This is a genomic window from Kitasatospora sp. NBC_00458 (genome assembly GCF_036013975.1).
Taxonomy (GTDB): Bacteria; Actinomycetota; Actinomycetes; order Streptomycetales; family Streptomycetaceae; genus Kitasatospora.
Genome location: NZ_CP107904.1, coordinates 5,613,306 through 5,629,185 on the forward strand (window position 1 = coordinate 5,613,306; position 15,880 = coordinate 5,629,185).

Sequence of the window (15,880 nt, forward strand, 5' to 3'; positions counted from 1 at the left end):
GCCCGGCAGGACCGGCCTGCCGGGCGCCGGGGCGGGCGCGTTCGGGGCGCCCCGGATCGGGGCGCCCCGGCCCGGGTCAGAGCACCTTGGAGAGGAACGCGCGGGTGCGCTCGTGCTGCGGGTCGGTGAGGACCTGGCGCGGGTCGCCGGACTCGACGACCACGCCGCCGTCCATGAACACCAGCGCGTCGCCGACCTCGCGGGCGAAGCCCATCTCGTGGGTGACGACCACCATGGTCATCCCCTCCTCGGCGAGGCCGCGCATGACGTCGAGGACGTCGCCGACCAGCTCGGGGTCGAGCGCCGAGGTGGGCTCGTCGAAGAGCATCAGCTTGGGCTTCATGGCCAGGGCCCGGGCGATCGCCACCCGCTGCTGCTGGCCGCCGGAGAGCTGGGACGGGTAGTTCTTCGCCTTGTCGGCCAGGCCGACCCGCTCCAGCAGGGCCATCCCGCGCTCCCGGGCGGCGCTCCTGCTCTCGCCCTTGACCTGCACCGGCGCCTCGATGATGTTCTCTATGGCGGTCATGTGCGGGAACAGGTTGAAGCGCTGGAAGACCATGCCGATGTCGCGCCGCTTCAGCGCGACCTCGCTGTCCTTGAGCTCGTAGAGCCGGTCGCCCTTCTGGCGGTAGCCGACGAGGTCGCCGTCCACCCAGAGCCGGCCGCCGTTGATCTTCTCCAGGTGGTTGATGCACCGGAGGAAGGTCGACTTGCCGGAGCCGGAGGGGCCGATCAGGCAGAACACCTCGCCCTGCTTGACCTCCAGGTCGATGCCCTTGAGGACGTGCACGGCACCGTAGGACTTGTGGACGTTCTCGGCGCGGACCATCGGGCCGCCCTGGGGGGCGTCGGCGGTCGGCTTGGTCAGATCGGTCATACGTGACCACCTCCCTCGATCCCCGGGACCACGTCGTGCTGGGTCTTCGGGGTGCGCTTCCCGGCGAACAGGCCCCGCAGTCGCTGCAGCGGGGTGGGCGGGAGGGTCCGGTTGGAGCCGCGGGCGTAGTGCCGCTCGATGTAGTACTGGCCGATGGTCAGCACGGAGGTGAAGGCGAGGTACCAGAGGCTGACCACGATCAGGATCGGGATGTTCTGGTAGTTCCGAGAGTAGATGATCTGACCGGCGCGGAAGATCTCCTCCAGGGAGATCACGGAGACCAGCGAGGTGGTCTTGAGCATCGAGATGGTCTCGTTGCCGGTCGGCGGGATGATCACCCGCATCGCCTGCGGCAGGATGACCCGCCGCATGGTCGTGAACTGGCTCATGCCGAGCGCGTGCGACGCCTCGGCCTGGCCCTCGTCCACCGACTGGATGCCGCCGCGGACGATCTCCGCCATGTAGGCGGCCTCGTTCAGGCCGAGGCCCAGCAGGGCGGCGACGAAGGTCGGGATCAGCACGTTGGTGGACTCGGACCAGAACTCCGGTCCCCACGGCACGCCGATCGAGAGCTTGGCCCAGATCAGGCCGAGGAAGTTCCAGAACACCAGCTGCACCAGCACCGGGGTGCCGCGGAAGACCCAGATGTAGATCCAGGCGGTGCCGGAGAGCAGCGGGTTCCGGGAGAGCCGCATCACCGCGAGGATGATGCCGCCGACCACACCCATGATCATGGCGAGCGCGGTCAGCTCCAGCGTGACGAGCATGCCGTGCACGATGCTGTCGTGGAAGAGGTACTTCCCGACGATGTCCCACTTGAAAGCGGGGTTGGTGAAGAGGGCGCTCAGCAGCATCGCGCCGAGGACGGCGATGACGACGGCGCCCGCCCAGCGTCCGGGGTGGCGGACCGGGACGGCCTTGATGGTCTCAGGCCGTCCCTTCTCCGCGTGCCCCTTGTCCAGAGAGTTCACGGTGTGGCCTCGGGGGAGAGAGGAATCCGGCGGAGGGTCAGCTGACGGCGCCGTTGAGCGTGGACTTGTCGAGGGCACCGGCCTCGACGCCCCACTTGGAGAGGATCTGCTTGTAGGTGCCGTCGTCGATCAGCGACTGGACGGCGCCCTGGACGGCCGGCGCGAGCGCCGAGCCCTTGGCGAGGGCGATGCCGTAGGGGGCCGAGTCGTAGGTGGCGCCGAGCTTCTCCAGCTGGCCGCCGGACTGCTTGATCGCGTAGTCGACGACCGGGGAGTCGGCCATCATCGCCTGGTCGCGGCCGGAGACCACCGCGTTGGTGACGTCGGTCTGCAGGTCGAACTTGTCGCCGTCGTTGACGACGCCCGGCTTGCCGGCCTTGACGCAGGCGGGGCTGCGGGTGTCGGTGATCTCCTGCGCCTGGGTGGTGCCGGTCTGGACGGCGATCTTCTTGCCGCAGAGGTCGTCGGCGCTGATCTTGTCCGGGTTGCCCTTCTTCACGGCGATCGCGCTGCCGGCGTTGAAGTAGGTGACCAGGTCGACGGTCTGCTCGCGCTCCTTGTTGTCCGTGAGGGACGACATGCCGAGCTGGAACTTGTTCGACTGGATGCCCGGGATGATCGCGGTGAACTGCGAGTCCTGGACGTCCGCCTTGAGGCCGAGCTTGGCGGCGACGGCGTTGGCCAGGTCGACGTCCATGCCGACGATCTTGCCGCTGTCGTCCTTGAACTCGTTCGGCGCGTACGAGGCGTCCGTACCGACCACGATCTTGCCGGACGACTTGACGTCGGCGGGCACGAGCGCCGCCAGCTTGTCGTCGGCCTTGACCTCGTTGACGGTTGCGGAGGCGTTCGGCGCGCCGCTGCTCTCTTCCTTGCTGCTGCCGCAGGCGGTCAGCACGAGCGACGCGGACGCGAGCACGGCCGCGCCGGCGAGGAGACGGGTGCGCTTGGTACGGACGATCATGGGGGAGATCTCCTCCTGAGGGAGAGGTCGGGCGGAGCGCGCCGCGGGGGAGCGGCACACCGGTGCAGCAGGCCGTACGGCGCTGTACGGGTGGGGCAGGGTGACTGCGCTGGGTGGTGCGGGTACTGCGTCTCCGCCACCGTCCGCCGAGGTGGGCGTTTGACCGAACCGCCTCGACCAGTGGCCGGCTCGATCCGAGATGGGGGGAATCCTGCCATCTGATGACGGTCGGTTGGTCCTTATTCAGATCAAAATCGGATAACGAGGGGGCGTGCTGTCCGCTATTCGGACGGATACCGTGTCCCTGTCACCCTGCGTATAAGTATGCAGATCCCTTTGCGGTCCGCCCGGAGGCCCGCCCGGGTGCTCGCCCGAATTGCGGCTGCCCGCTCCCGCCCCGTCTTCCCGGCCCGTTCCGACCCCCTGTCGACCCCCCCGTGGCCCCCCCTGTCCGACCCCTGCCGGCCCCGCGCCCGCCCGGACGCGGGGCCGTGCTCCCCGTCCCGCTCAGATGCCGCCGTTGACCACCGCGTTCTGGGCCGCGCCCGCGGAGACGTTCCACTTGGCGAGGATCTTGTCGTACTCGCCGCTGCGGATCAGCTGGTCGACCGCCTTGGCCAGGACGTCCCGCAGCTCGGTGTCCTCCTTGCGCAGCGCGATCCCGTACGGGTTGGACCGGGACTGCGAGCCGGTCACCTCGAAGCGGTTGCCGCCGTCGGTGGTCTTGGCCGCGTAGGCGGCCACCGGGAAGTCGTTCAGGCCGGCCTGCGCGGCGCCCGAGGCGACCTCGGCCAGCGCCTTGGAGTCGGTGTCGAACTTGTGCACGGTGAGCGGCTTCCCGGCCCGGGTGCAGGCCGTCACCTGACGGGTGACGATCTCGTCCTGGGTGGTGCCCTGCTGCACCGCGACCGTCCGGCCGCACAGGTCGTCCAGGGTGTGGATGCCCTTGGGGTTCCCCTTCGGCACCACCAGCGAGGTGCCGGCGATGAAGTAGTCCACGAAGTCCACGCCGGGGCCGGTCTGCTTGCCCGTGTCGTCCACGCCCTCCCGGCGCTGGCGGATGTCGCTCAGCGCCGACATCACCACGTCGAACTGCTTCTTGTGCAGGTCCGGTATCAGCTTGTCGAACGGGGTGTCGACGTACTCGACCCGCAGGTCGAGGATCCGGCCGAGGGCCGTGGCGATGTCCGGGTCGAGACCGTCCGGCTTGCCGTCGGCGCCGCGGAACTGCACCGGCGGGTAGTTCACGTCCATCCCGATCCGGAGCGTCTTCGCCGTCTGCTGGGCCTTCGGGATCTTCCCGCGGATCTCCTGGAGCGGGTCCTTCGCGGCCTCCTCGCCGCCGCCGCCGCAGCCGCTCAGCAGCAGGGCTCCGGCGGTGGCCAGCGCGAGTGCGGCGGCGGCCGGTCGTCGGGAGTGGGGGCGGTGATGCATGGAGGTGCTCCTGTGGGAGGGGTGGAGTGGCACCGCAGCGTCGCGGAGGTGTACGCGAGATGGCGGGATGAGGGATCCTCCCATCCCGCTCTGCCGGGCCCGTGGGCGGGTGTGTCAGAATTCGGTACCGGGTGACCCCCGACGCTCGAACCAGACCGCCGAGCCGCAACCGGCTCGGGGTGCGCAGGAACGGAAGTCCATGACGTCGACTCCGTATCCGAGGCACCGGCCTCCCCTCCGTGTCTGCGTTCACTCCTGCGGGTGCGCGTGCTCGTTCGCCATTGCCGCCGCCGGGGCCCGGTGCTCGCGACACCTGGTGCCCCAGGTGGCCGTGAGGCGTATGACAAGCATGTGACTTGGACGAAAAGGCATGGGTGCGATGCCGTCGTCCGACCTACGCTCGGCCCGGAAGCACAACGCAGCTCACACAACTCGAATAAAACCCTCATCCGAGGGCGCTCGTCCGACGGCGGCGCCCCGACCCGGCCTTCCCCGGGGGCGTCCCGGCGTCCCCGGACACCGGTTACCGGTCACCGCTGACCGGACGTCGAGCCCGGCCGGGCCGTCCGCTCCGTCGGTGGTGCGCCCTCGCTCGATCAATGACGAAGAGGTCATCGTGGCAGCGGAGATCATCCACAGCACTACCCAGGACACCGACGATCCGGTCGACGCCGTGTTCGCGCTCCACCGCGGCGGCAAGATGGAGGTCCGGGCGACCGTCCCGGTGCGCGACGCGGACGACCTGTCCCTCGCCTACACCCCCGGTGTCGCCCGCGTCTGCACGGCCATCGCCGAGCAGCCCGAGCTGGTCAACGACTACACCTGGAAGGCCAACACGGTGGCCGTGGTCACCGACGGCACCGCCGTGCTCGGCCTCGGCGACATCGGCCCCGAGGCCTCCCTGCCGGTCATGGAGGGCAAGGCGATCCTCTTCAAGCAGTTCGGCGGCGTGGACGCCGTGCCGATCGCGCTGGCCTGCACCGACGTGGACGAGATCATCGAGACCGTGGTCCGGCTGGCGCCGTCCTTCGGCGGGGTCAACCTGGAGGACATCTCCGCCCCGCGCTGCTTCGAGATCGAGCGCCGGCTCCAGGACGCCCTGGACATCCCGGTGTTCCACGACGACCAGCACGGCACCGCCATCGTCACCACCGCGGCGCTCTGGAACGCGGCCAAGGTGACCGGCCGGGAGATCGGCTCGCTGCGGGCCGTCATCTCCGGCGCCGGCGCGGCCGGCATCGCGATCGCCAAGATGCTGCTGGCCGCCGGCATCGGCGACGTGGCGGTCTGCGACCGCAAGGGCGTGGTGTACGAGGGCCGCGGCGACCTCACCGACGTCAAGGCGGAGATCGCCGCGCTGAGCAACCGGACCGCCGTCAAGGGCTCGCTGGCCGACGCGCTGAAGGGCGCCGACGTCTTCATCGGCGTCTCCGGCGGCACCGTGCCGGAGGAGGTCGTCGCGACCATGGCCGAGGGCGCGTTCATCTTCGCCATGGCCAACCCGAACCCGGAGATCCACCCCGAGGTCGCGCACAAGTACGCGGCCGTGGTGGCCACCGGGCGCAGCGACTTCCCCAACCAGATCAACAACGTGCTGGCCTTCCCCGGCATCTTCGCCGGTGCCCTGCAGGTCCGGGCGACCCGGATCACCGAGGGCATGAAGCTGGCCGCCGCCAAGGCGCTGGCCGGTGTGGTCGCGGACGAGCTGACGCCGCAGAAGGTGATCCCCTCGCCGTTCGACGAGCGGGTCGCCCCGGCCGTCAGCAAGGCCGTCGCCGAGGCCGCCCGCGCGGAGGGCGTCGCCCGCCGCTGACGCGTGCCGGGGGAGCGCCGCCCTTCCGGGGGGCGCTCCCCCGCCCCGGGACGCGCGTCACACGGTCACGCGGTTCCGGCCCCGGGCGCCCGCCGCTATCGTCCGGACCATGTTTGCTGCCTACGCCGCACGAATCGACGCAGACGACCCGCTCGCCGGGCTGGAGCTGGGCGAACGCCCCGAACCGGAGGCCCGCCCCGGGTGGAGCGTGGTCACGGTCAAGGCCGCCAGCCTGAACCACCACGACCTCTGGTCGCTGCGGGGGGTGGGCCTGCCGGCCGGGAGGCTGCCGATGATCCTCGGCTGCGACGCCGCCGGGATCGACGAGCACGGCAACGAGGTGGTCCTGCACTCCGTCATCGGCCAGTCCGGCCACGGCGTCGGACCGGACGAGCCCCGCTCGATCCTGACCGAGCGCTACCAGGGCACCTTCGCCCGGCAGGTGGCCGTCCCCACCTGGAACCTGCTGCCCAAGCCCGCCGGGCTCTCCTTCGAGCAGGCCGCATGCCTGCCCACCGCCTGGCTGACCGCCTACCGGATGCTGTTCACCAACGCCGGGGTGCGTCCGGGCGACACCGTCCTGGTGCAGGGCGCCGGCGGCGGCGTGTCCACCGCGCTGGTGGTCCTCGGCAAGGCGGCCGGGCTGCGGGTCTGGGTCACCGGCCGGGACGAGGCCAAGCTCGCCCGGGTCCTGGAGCTCGGCGCCGACGCGGCGTTCCCCAGCGGGGCCCGGCTGCCCGAGCGGGTGGACGCGGTGATGGAGACGGTCGGCGCCGCGACCTGGTCGCACTCGGTGAAGTCGCTCCGGCCCGGCGGCACGATCGTCATCTCCGGCGCCACCTCCGGCCCCAGCCCGGCCGCCGCGGAGCTGAACCGGATCTTCTTCCTGGAGCTCAAGGTGGTCGGCTCCACCATGGGGGACAAGGACGAGCTGGCGGGACTGCTCTCGTTCTGCGCCACCACCGGCGTCCGCCCGGTGATCGACACGGTGCTGCCGCTGGCCGGGGCCCGGGACGGCTTCGCCCGGCTCGCCGCGGGCGACGTCTTCGGGAAGATCGTCCTGACCCCCTGAACGCGGAGGTCCGGCACCCCCCCGGGGGGTGCCGGACCCGGTGGCCGTCGGGCGGATCAGCCCAGCAGGCGCTTCAGCCGCTCGCCGGCGGCGGCCAGCACCGTACGGGCCTCGGCCAGCCGGTCGGGGCCGACGCCGCCGTCCCGGGCCGCGTCGCGGACCTGGTCGCGGAACCGGTCGAGCAGCCGCTCCAGCTCCCGGGCCGGGTCCCCGGCCGGGTCGGTGGCCGCCCACCCGGGCAGGTCGGCCGGGGCCGCGCCGGCCGACTCCTCGTCGTCGAGGTCGATCCGGGTGACGGTGACCTTCTCGGCCGCCCGGTCGGCGGTCCGCCCGGCGCGCCCGGCGCGTCCGGTCCGCTCCCCGGCCGACTCGTCGGTCCGCTCCTCGGCGGGGTGGCCCCAGCGGGCCGCGTCGGCGAGCCCGGCCAGGCCCTTGGTCAGCTCGGAGAGCCCCTCGGCCAGTCCGGTCGGCCAGTCACCGCGCGCGGCGTGGTCGCGGACCTGCTGCTCCACCCGGCGCTTGATCCGCAGCGCCTCCTGCTGCGCCGCCGTGCGGGCCGCCCGGGACTGCTCGCGCAGCCGGCGGGCCTCCTCCTCGGCCGCCTTGGCCTTGGCCTTGGCGGCCTTCTCCTGCTCCTTGGCCCGCTTGGCCTGGTCCCTGGCCTGCCGCTTGAACTCGGCGAACTCCTCCTTGGCGCGCTGCCAGGCCTCCTTGTCGCTCCACGGCCCGGACCACGGGCTGCCCTCCCCGGTGCCGCCCCCGTTCCCGTCCCCGTCCGCCTCCGGGGCTCCGGGCCCGCTCCGCCGGGCCTGCTTCGCGGCGCCCCACAGCTGCTCGCGAAGGTCCTTGGCGCTGTCCCGGACGTCTTCTCGGATCGCCCCGGCGAGCTGGGTCACCGAGTCGTGGATCTCCAGCTCCAGGTCGTCCAGCTCGCCCTGCCGGGCCTCCAGCTCGGCCCGGCCGGCGTCGGTGAGCCGGTAGACCTTGCGGCCGCCCTCGGTGCTGTGGGCGACCAGGCCCTCCTGCTCCAGCTTGGCGAGCCGCGGGTAGACGGTGCCGGCCGAGGGCGCGTACAGGCCCTGGAACCGCTCCTCCAGCAGGCGGATCACCTCGTAGCCGTGCCGCGGTGCCTCGTCCAGCAGCTTGAGCAGGTAGAGGCGGAGCCGGCCGTGGCCGAAGACGGGCGTCATCTCAGGCCTCCTTGGTGAGGTCGGGGCCCTTGGTGAGGTCGGCGGCCGGCAGTTCCCGGACCACCACCTGGGCGTCCTCCTCGGCGTCGGGCCGGTGCAGCACGGTCACCGCGCCGGAGACGGTGGTCACCGAGAGGCTGCCCTTGCCGTCGCCGAGCTGGCCGGAGAGCCGCTTGGTGCCCCAGGAGCCGGCGACCTTGAGCTGCTCGAAGGAGGAGGAGAGGTCGCCGCTGGTGGTGCCGGCCTCGACCTTGGTGTCGGCGAGCGACGGGAGCCGGATGCCGACCGGGCCGCTGACCGTGGTGACCTTGATCTCGGTCGGGGTGGCGGCGGCGAGGTCCAGGGTGACCGCGCCGGTGACGGCGTTGACCGAAACCTTGTCGGCGGTGCCGGCGACCACGGTGAGCTGGCCGGAGACGGTCTTCAGCTTGAGCTGGCCGGCCACCGACTGGGCGTCGACGTCGCCGGTGACGGTGTTGGCGTCGGTGCGGCCGGTCAGGCCGACCAGGGTGACGTCGGCGCTGGCGGTCTGCGCCGAGACGTGCGCGGTGAAGCCGGAGACCGTCGTCGCGGCCGAGACGGTGCCGACCTTGACCTCGGTGCCGGCGGGCACGGTCAGGGTGACCGCGGCGGTCCGCTTGTGCTTGAACGAGGAGAAGAAGCCCTTCACCGAGTCGACCGACTTGAGGACGTCGCCGAACTCGTTCCAGCTGCTGAGGTCCTTGTAGGTGACGGTGAGCACGCCGTCGACGAGGGTGACGTGCAGCGGCTCGCCCTTGAGCTCGGTGACCTCCAGGCGGGCCGGTCCCTCGGCGGCGACCACGTTGACCGTGCCGTCGACGGTCCGCACCTGGAGGGTCCGGACCTCGTCCTCGATGGTGATCCTGTCGGGTCCCTCGACCGTCCACTGGCTCATGTCTGTCGCCTCCCGTTGGTGACTCGCGATGTATCGCGTTCTCTCCTGAAAACGATATATCGCGTGACGGCGAAGTCAAGGGAATCCGCCCGGACCCCGACCCGGAGCGGACCCGGACCGGACCCGGAGGCCGCCCCCGGGCGTCCCCTACGGGGCGGGCCGCGGCGGGAAGCACGGAGGGCCCGGAGAGCGGTTGCTCTCCGGGCCCTCCGGGCCGTGGCCTGCGGCGGCCTACCGGGTCACTCGTCGTCCTCGTCGTCGAGCCGGGCCAGCCAGGTGGCCAGCCGCTCGACCGGGATCTCGAAGTCCGGGTTGAGGTCGACGAACTCGCGCAGGCGCTCGGCCAGCCACCCGAAGGTGACCTCCTCGTCGCCGCGCCGGCTCTCCAGCTCCTCGATGCCGCGGTCGGTGAAGTACACGGTTCGCTCCGGTCCGATGGGGATTCGACCCGGTCAGGATAGTCGGGTCAGCTGGCGCGCCAGGTGGACAGGGTCACCTTGGCCGCACCGGTGGTGGCGTCCGCGACCTCGACCGCGGCGATGGCGATGTTGCGGGTGACGCGGTCGCGGATGCAGAGCAGCCGGCCCGGGGTGACCCGGTTGAAGGTCAGGTCGGTGTCCGGCCGGGAGTCGATCGCCACCGCGCACTGCTCGGGGGAGACGGTCGCCTCGGTGATGACCGCGAAGTCCGACTTGCTGTCGCCGGAGCTGGCGAAGGAGTCGGCCCGGCTGCCGCTGGAGGTGGACTCCCGGCTCAGGCCGAGCCCCCACTTCAGGTCGGAGCCGCGCGGCACGACGTTGCCCGTGGTCAGGTCGATCCGGTAGGCGTCGCTGGAGTACTCGGCGGCCGGGATCGACAGCGGCTTCTTGTCGATCACCGGCTGGTAGCCGGTCGGCCGGGCCGGGGCGGTGACCCCGGCGCCGGAGGAGGCCGGCAGGGGCGCGGCGCTGACCGGCGAGGAGGCCGCGGACGGGCTCGACGTGGCCTTCGGAGACGAGGCGGCGGCCGGGGTGCTCGGCGCGGTCTCGGCCGGGGTGGTCGGCGCGGGGGCGGGCTGGGACGCCCCCGCGCCGCTCTGCGCGCTGCTCGACCTGTCGTCGTCCTTCTTCATCTTCTCCATCAGCACGACGCCGCCCGCGGTGCCGCCGAGCGCCATCACCAGGGCGACGGTCAGCAGCACCTTCCAGGAGACGCCGCCCTTGCGCTTCGGCTCCGGCGCGGCCGCCGCGGTGTCGGTCACCACCGGCCCGGGCGGCGGGGTGTCGTAGGACGGCGGCTCCTGGCGGAGCTGGACGGTCGGCGGCGCGGAGAGCACCGGACCGGTGGGCGCCTCGGTGGGCGGCTGCGCGGTGCCGTACGCGCCGAGCGCGGGCGGGACGAAGCCGGGCGGCGGGGTGCCGGGCTGGGTCGGGCCGTAGCCGGAGCCGGGCGCGGTGGGGGCGAACCCGGGCGGCGGGGTGGCCGGCTGGGTGGGCCCGTAGCCGGAGGGCGGGCCGAAGGCCGGCGCGCCGCCCGGGAGGGTCGGTCCGGTGGCGGGCTGCGGCGGCGCGGTCGGCGGTCCGGCCGGGGCCGGGGGGAGGGTGGGAGCGGCCGGCAGCGGGGTCGGCGGCGTCTTCGGGAGGTCGGAGCGGCGGGTGATCTCGGTGTTGACCTGGCGGGGCAGCCAGTCGTCGGAGAACCGCAGCTGGCCGCCGACCACCGGGTGGTTGCGGGCGATGTCGATGATCTCGGCGGGCCGGGGCCGGTCCTCGGGGGACTTGGCCAGGCAGCGCAGGATCAGCTCGCGCAGGCCGGCCGGGACGCCGTCCAGGTCGGCCTGCTCGTGCACCACCCGGTAGAGCACGGCGGTGTCCGGGCCGTCCCCGAACGGCGCGGAGCCGGCGGCCACGTACGCGGCCAGCGCGCCGAGTGCGAACACGTCGGTGGCCGGGGTGACCGGGCGGCCCTGGGCCTGCTCGGGGGACATGAAGGCGGGCGAGCCGATCCGGTAGCCGGTGCCGGTGAGCGCGGTGGCGTCGGCGGCCCGGGCGATGCCGAAGTCGATCACCCGCGGGCCGTCCCCGGCCACCAGCACGTTGGCCGGCTTGAGGTCGCGGTGGACCACCTCGACGCTGTGGATCGCCTGGAGGGCCTCGGCGATGCCGCCCATCAGCAGCAGCACGGTGCGGACCGGCAGCGCGCCGTTCTCGCGGACGACCTGCTGGAGCGAGGGGCCGGGGACGTACGCGGTGACCAGCCAGGGGGCGTCGCCGTCCAGGCCGCCGGAGTCGATCACCTGCGCGGTGTAGAGCCCGTGGATCCGCTGGGCGTTGGAGACCTCCTGCGCGAAGCGGCGGCGGAACTCGCCGTCCTCGGCGAACTCCGGGCGGACCACCTTGAGCGCCACCGGCCGACCGCCGGGCGTGTACGAGAGGTAGACCCGGCCCATGCCGCCGGCCCCGAGCCGGGCGAACAGCCGGTAGCCGCCGACCTCCCTCGGGTCGTCCGGGTGCAGCGGCTGGAAGACCGGCGGGAGCGGTGAGGAGGCGTCCGTTGGCGTGTCGGCGGTCATGCGGTTGTTCCCCCTGGGAGAGCGGTGACGTCGTCCGACCGCGTCCCGGGCACGTTGACGGGAGCCCCGACGGCGGTCTGGCGAGGCCTAACCTATCGACCCGTCAGGCTTCCCCGCAGGTCGGTACCGCTTTGGTTGCAGAGCTGGGACCTTCGCACACGCCTCCGTGATACGGCGCCGGCCCCCCGCGCGACCCTGGGGACCAGGGTTGCGCGGGGGGCCGGACGGGTCGCTGCCGGGGGGCCGGCCGCCGGGTCAGAGGGTGTAGATCTCCTCCAGCAGCGCCTGCTGCTCGGCGGCGTGGCGCTTGGCCGAGCCGACCGCGGGGGCCGAGGAGGCCGTGCGGGCGACGCGGCGCAGGCGGGCGCCGTTGGCACTGCGGCCGACGACGACCTGGAGGTGGTCGACCAGGTTCATCGCGATGAACGGCCAGGCACCCTGGTTGGCCGGCTCCTCCTGGGCCCAGACGAACTGGACGTCCTCGCCGTACTTGGCCAGCTCCTCCTGGAGCTCGGCCACCGGGAGCGGGTAGAGCCGCTCGACCCGGACGATCGCCGTGTCGGTGATGCCGCGCTCGGTGCGGGCCGCCTCGACGTCGTAGTAGAACTTGCCGGCGGTGATGACCACCTTGCGGACGTTCGCCGGGTCGACGGTGGTGTCGCCGATGACCGGGCGGAACGAGCCGGACAGGAACTCGTCGGTGGCGCTCGCCGCGGCCTTCAGACGCAGCATCGACTTCGGGGTGAAGACGACCAGCGGCTTGTGGTGCGGGTTGTGCGCCTGCCAGCGGAGCAGGTGGAAGTAGTTCGACGGCAGGGTCGGCATGGCGACCGTCATGTTGTTCTGCGCGCACAGCTGCAGGAAGCGCTCCGGGCGGGCGGACGAGTGGTCCGGTCCCTGGCCCTCGTAGCCGTGCGGCAGCAGCAGGGTGACGCCCGAGTGCTGGCCCCACTTCTGCTCGGCGGAGGCGATGTACTCGTCCACCATGGTCTGCGCGCCGTTGACGAAGTCGCCGAACTGCGCCTCCCACATGACCAGCGAGTTCGGCCGGGTCAGCGAGTAGCCGTACTCGAAGCCCATGGCCGCGTACTCGGACAGCAGGCTGTCGTACACGGTGTAGCGGGCCTGGTCCTCGGTGAGGTACTGCAGCGGGGTGTAGTCCTCGCCGGTCTCCCGGTCGATCAGGACGGCGTGCCGCTGGCCGAAGGTGCCGCGGCGGCTGTCCTGGCCGGCCAGGCGGACCGGGTGGCCCTCCATGAGCAGCGAGCCGATGGCGAGGGTCTCGCCCATCGCCCAGTCGATGGTGTTGTCCTCGACCGAGGCGGCGCGGCGCTGCAGCTGCGGCAGCAGGCGCGGGTGGACGGTCAGCCAGTCCGGCAGGTTGACCTGCGAGGCGGCGATCCGCTTGACCATCTCCTGGGAGATGCCGGTCTGGATGTTGACCGGGAAGTCGGCGACCGGCTTGCCGTTGGTGGCGACGGCGGGGGTCTGGGCGGCGTCGCGGACCTCCGCGAAGACCTTCTCCAGCTGGCCCTGGAAGTCCTGGAGCGCCTGCTCCGCCTCTTCCATGGTGATGTCGCCGCGACCGATCAGGCCCTCGGTGTAGAGCTTGCGCACCGAGCGCTTCTTGTCGATCAGGTCGTACATCAGCGGCTGGGTGAACGACGGGTTGTCGGCCTCGTTGTGACCGCGGCGGCGGTAGCAGATGAGGTCGATCACGACGTCCTTGTGGAACTCCTGGCGGAACTCGAAGGCGAGCCGCGCGACGCGGACCACGGCCTCCGGGTCGTCGCCGTTCACGTGGAAGATCGGGGCCTCGATCATCCGGGCCACGTCGGTGCAGTACATCGAGGAGCGCGAGGAGGCCGGGGCGGCGGTGAAGCCGACCTGGTTGTTCACCACGACGTGCACGGTGCCGCCGGTGCGGTAGCCGCGCAGCTGCGACATGTTCAGGGTCTCCGCGACGACGCCCTGGCCGGCGAAGGCCGCGTCGCCGTGGATCTGGATCGGCAGCACCGGGAAGGTGGTGCCGCCCTGGTCCAGGATGTCCTGCTTGGCGCGGGCGATGCCCTCGACGACCGGGTCCACGGCCTCCAGGTGGGAGGGGTTCGCGGCGAGCGAGACCTTGATGGTCTCGCCGTCCAGGCCGGTGAAGGTGCCCTCGGAGCCGAGGTGGTACTTCACGTCGCCGGAGCCGTGCATGGACTTCGGGTCGAGGTTGCCCTCGAACTCGCCGAAGATCTTGCCGTACGGCTTGCCGACGATGTTGGCCAGCACGTTGAGGCGGCCGCGGTGGGCCATGCCGATGACGGCCTCGTCCAGGCGGTGCTCGGCCGCCGAGTCGATGGTGGCGTCCAGCAGCGGGATGAGGGACTCGCCGCCCTCCAGCGAGAAGCGCTTCTGCCCGACGTACTTGGTCTGCAGGAAGGTCTCGAAGGCCTCGGCCGAGTTCAGCCGGCGCAGGATGCGCAGCTGCTCCTCGCGCTCCGGCTTGGTGTACGGCTTCTCCAGGCGGTCCTGCAGCCACTTGCGCTGCTTCGGGTCCTGGATGTGCATGTACTCGATGCCGACGGTGCGGCAGTACGTGTTGCGCAGCAGGCCGAGGATGTCGCGGAGCTTCATCATCCGCTGGCCGCCGAAGCCGCCGACCGCGAACTCGCGCTCCAGGTCCCACAGGGTGAGGCCGTGGGTGGTGACGTCCAGGTCGGGGTGCTTGCGCTGCTTGTACTCCAGCGGGTCGGTGTCGGCCATGAGGTGGCCGCGGACCCGGTAGGAGTGGATCAGCTCGATGACGCGCGCGGTCTTGTTGACCTCGTCGTCGTGGGTGGTGGCGACGTCGGTGGCCCAGCGGACCGGCTCGTACGGGATCCGCAGCGACTCGAAGATCTCGTCGTAGAAGCCGTTCTCACCGAGCAGCAGGCGGTGGATCTCGCGCAGGAACTCGCCGGACGCCGCGCCCTGGATGACGCGGTGGTCGTAGGTCGAGGTCAGCGTCATGATCTTGGAGACGCCGAGGCGGGCCAGGGTCTCCGGGGCGGAGCCCTGGAACTCGGCCGGGTACTCCATGGCGCCGACGCCGACGATGGTGCCCTGGTTCTGCATCAGGCGCGGCACGGAGTGCACGGTGCCGATGCCGCCGGGGTTGGTCAGCGAGACCGTGACGCCGGTGAAGTCGTCCATGGTCAGCTTGTTGGCGCGGGCCCGGCGGACGATGTCCTCGTAGGCCTGCCAGAAGCCGAAGAAGTCGAGCGTCTCGGCCTTCTTGATGGCCGCGACGACGAGCTGGCGGTCGCCGTTCGGCTTGACCAGGTCGATGGCCAGGCCGAGGTTCACGTGCTCCGGCTTGACCAGGAAGGCCTTGCCGTTCTCCACCTTGTAGCTGTGGTTCATCCCGGGGGAGGCCTTGACGGCCTGCACCAGGGCGTACCCGATGAGGTGGGTGAAGGAGACCTTGCCACCGCGGGCGCGCTGCAGGTGGTTGTTGATGACGATGCGGTTGTCGATCAACAGCTTGGCCGGGACGGCGCGGACCGAGGTGGCGGTCGGCACCTCCAGCGAGGCGTCCATGTTGGTCGCGACGGCCTTGGCGGGGCCGCGCAGCGGGACCAGCTCGGGGCCGGTCGCGTCGGCGGCGGGCGCCGGCGCCGGGGCGGCGGCCTTGGGGGCCGGGGGCGCGGCGGGGGCTGCGGCGAGCGGCGCGGGGGCCGGGGCGGCGGCCGGCGCGGCCGGAGCCGGGGCCGGGGCAGCCGGAGCGGCCGGAGCAGCAGCGGCGGCGGGGGCGGCGGCGGGGGTCGGCGCGGGGCCGACCTGGGTCGCGGCCTGGGTCACTGGGGTCACCTCGGTACCGGGCTTGTAGTCGGCGAAAAAGTCCCACCAGGCTCGGTCGACCGAGTTCGGGTCCTGGAGGTACTGCTGGTAGATCTCGTCGACGAGCCACTCGTTGGGGCCGAAGCCAGTGGAGCTTGCCGAGCTGTTGGAGGTTTCATGGGACTGTGGCGACACGGCGGCAACCGCCCTCTTCCGCTTCCTTTTGGGATGTTTGGACAGCGGGGATTAAGGCTACGCCTCTGACCAGTGATCGCGCAGTCCCCG

The 15,880-nt window shown here is 71.9% G+C and carries 11 protein-coding genes; 2 read left to right on the top strand and 9 right to left on the bottom strand.

What is annotated here, in order from left to right:
• Positions 1-76 precede the first annotated feature (76 nt).
• The 4 genes from OG550_RS23415 to OG550_RS23430 all read right to left on the bottom strand — a co-directional run bounded on the left by OG550_RS23415 (position 77) and on the right by OG550_RS23430 (position 4,246).
• The gene (locus OG550_RS23415; protein ID WP_327680579.1) at positions 77-877 is read right to left on the bottom strand and encodes an amino acid ABC transporter ATP-binding protein; all 801 of its coding nucleotides are present in this window, start codon (positions 875-877) and stop codon (positions 77-79) included.
• Complete coding sequence (locus OG550_RS23420; RefSeq protein WP_327680581.1) at positions 874-1,848, bottom strand: amino acid ABC transporter permease; 975 nt, start codon at positions 1,846-1,848, stop codon at positions 874-876. Before OG550_RS23420 ends, OG550_RS23415 begins: the two co-directional genes overlap by 4 nt.
• Before the next feature lie 37 nt (positions 1,849-1,885).
• A complete protein-coding gene (locus OG550_RS23425; RefSeq protein ID WP_327680583.1) occupies positions 1,886-2,812 on the bottom strand; it encodes an ABC transporter substrate-binding protein in 927 nt (308 codons plus the stop codon).
• Between the two features lie 507 nt (positions 2,813-3,319).
• Entirely contained in the window at positions 3,320-4,246 is a 927-nt protein-coding gene (locus OG550_RS23430) for an ABC transporter substrate-binding protein (protein ID WP_327680585.1), read from the bottom strand.
• Between the two features lie 616 nt (positions 4,247-4,862).
• Between OG550_RS23430 and OG550_RS23435 the strand changes: the two genes are divergently transcribed.
• Both OG550_RS23435 and OG550_RS23440 read left to right on the top strand, forming a co-directional pair.
• Positions 4,863-6,059, top strand: a complete 1,197-nt coding sequence (locus OG550_RS23435; protein ID WP_327680587.1) for an NAD(P)-dependent malic enzyme — start codon at positions 4,863-4,865, stop codon at positions 6,057-6,059.
• 109 nt (positions 6,060-6,168) lie between these two features.
• On the top strand, positions 6,169-7,131 hold the full coding sequence (locus tag OG550_RS23440) for a zinc-binding dehydrogenase (protein ID WP_327680588.1): 963 nt from the start codon (positions 6,169-6,171) through the stop codon (positions 7,129-7,131).
• 56 nt (positions 7,132-7,187) lie between these two features.
• On the opposite strand, the gene OG550_RS23445 is transcribed toward OG550_RS23440, so the two are convergent.
• The 5 genes from OG550_RS23445 to OG550_RS23465 form a co-directional block, all read right to left on the bottom strand.
• Entirely contained in the window at positions 7,188-8,321 is a 1,134-nt protein-coding gene (locus OG550_RS23445) for a PadR family transcriptional regulator (protein ID WP_327680590.1), read from the bottom strand.
• Position 8,322: 1 nt separating this feature from the next.
• A complete protein-coding gene (locus OG550_RS23450; protein ID WP_327680592.1) occupies positions 8,323-9,237 on the bottom strand; it encodes a DUF4097 family beta strand repeat-containing protein in 915 nt (304 codons plus the stop codon).
• Positions 9,238-9,476: 239 nt separating this feature from the next.
• Positions 9,477-9,656 (bottom strand): DUF6104 family protein, encoded by a 180-nt coding sequence (locus tag OG550_RS23455; protein WP_031068881.1) that lies wholly within the window; start codon positions 9,654-9,656, stop codon positions 9,477-9,479.
• A gap of 47 nt (positions 9,657-9,703) precedes the next feature.
• On the bottom strand, positions 9,704-11,788 hold the full coding sequence (locus OG550_RS23460; RefSeq protein ID WP_327680594.1) for a serine/threonine-protein kinase: 2,085 nt from the start codon (positions 11,786-11,788) through the stop codon (positions 9,704-9,706).
• Between the two features lie 255 nt (positions 11,789-12,043).
• A complete protein-coding gene (locus OG550_RS23465; RefSeq protein ID WP_327680596.1) occupies positions 12,044-15,790 on the bottom strand; it encodes a multifunctional oxoglutarate decarboxylase/oxoglutarate dehydrogenase thiamine pyrophosphate-binding subunit/dihydrolipoyllysine-residue succinyltransferase subunit in 3,747 nt (1,248 codons plus the stop codon).
• Positions 15,791-15,880: the final 90 nt, after the last annotated feature.

Coding starts and splice junctions, on each gene's coding strand:
- OG550_RS23460 (WP_327680594.1), bottom strand. CDS start 11,788: ATGACCGCCGACACGCCAACGGACGCCTCCTCACCGCTCCCGCCGGTC.
- OG550_RS23415 (WP_327680579.1), bottom strand. CDS start 877: ATGACCGATCTGACCAAGCCGACCGCCGACGCCCCCCAGGGCGGCCCG.
- OG550_RS23425 (WP_327680583.1), bottom strand. CDS start 2,812: ATGATCGTCCGTACCAAGCGCACCCGTCTCCTCGCCGGCGCGGCCGTG.
- OG550_RS23450 (WP_327680592.1), bottom strand. CDS start 9,237: ATGAGCCAGTGGACGGTCGAGGGACCCGACAGGATCACCATCGAGGAC.
- OG550_RS23440 (WP_327680588.1), top strand. CDS start 6,169: ATGTTTGCTGCCTACGCCGCACGAATCGACGCAGACGACCCGCTCGCC.
- OG550_RS23430 (WP_327680585.1), bottom strand. CDS start 4,246: ATGCATCACCGCCCCCACTCCCGACGACCGGCCGCCGCCGCACTCGCG.
- OG550_RS23445 (WP_327680590.1), bottom strand. CDS start 8,321: ATGACGCCCGTCTTCGGCCACGGCCGGCTCCGCCTCTACCTGCTCAAG.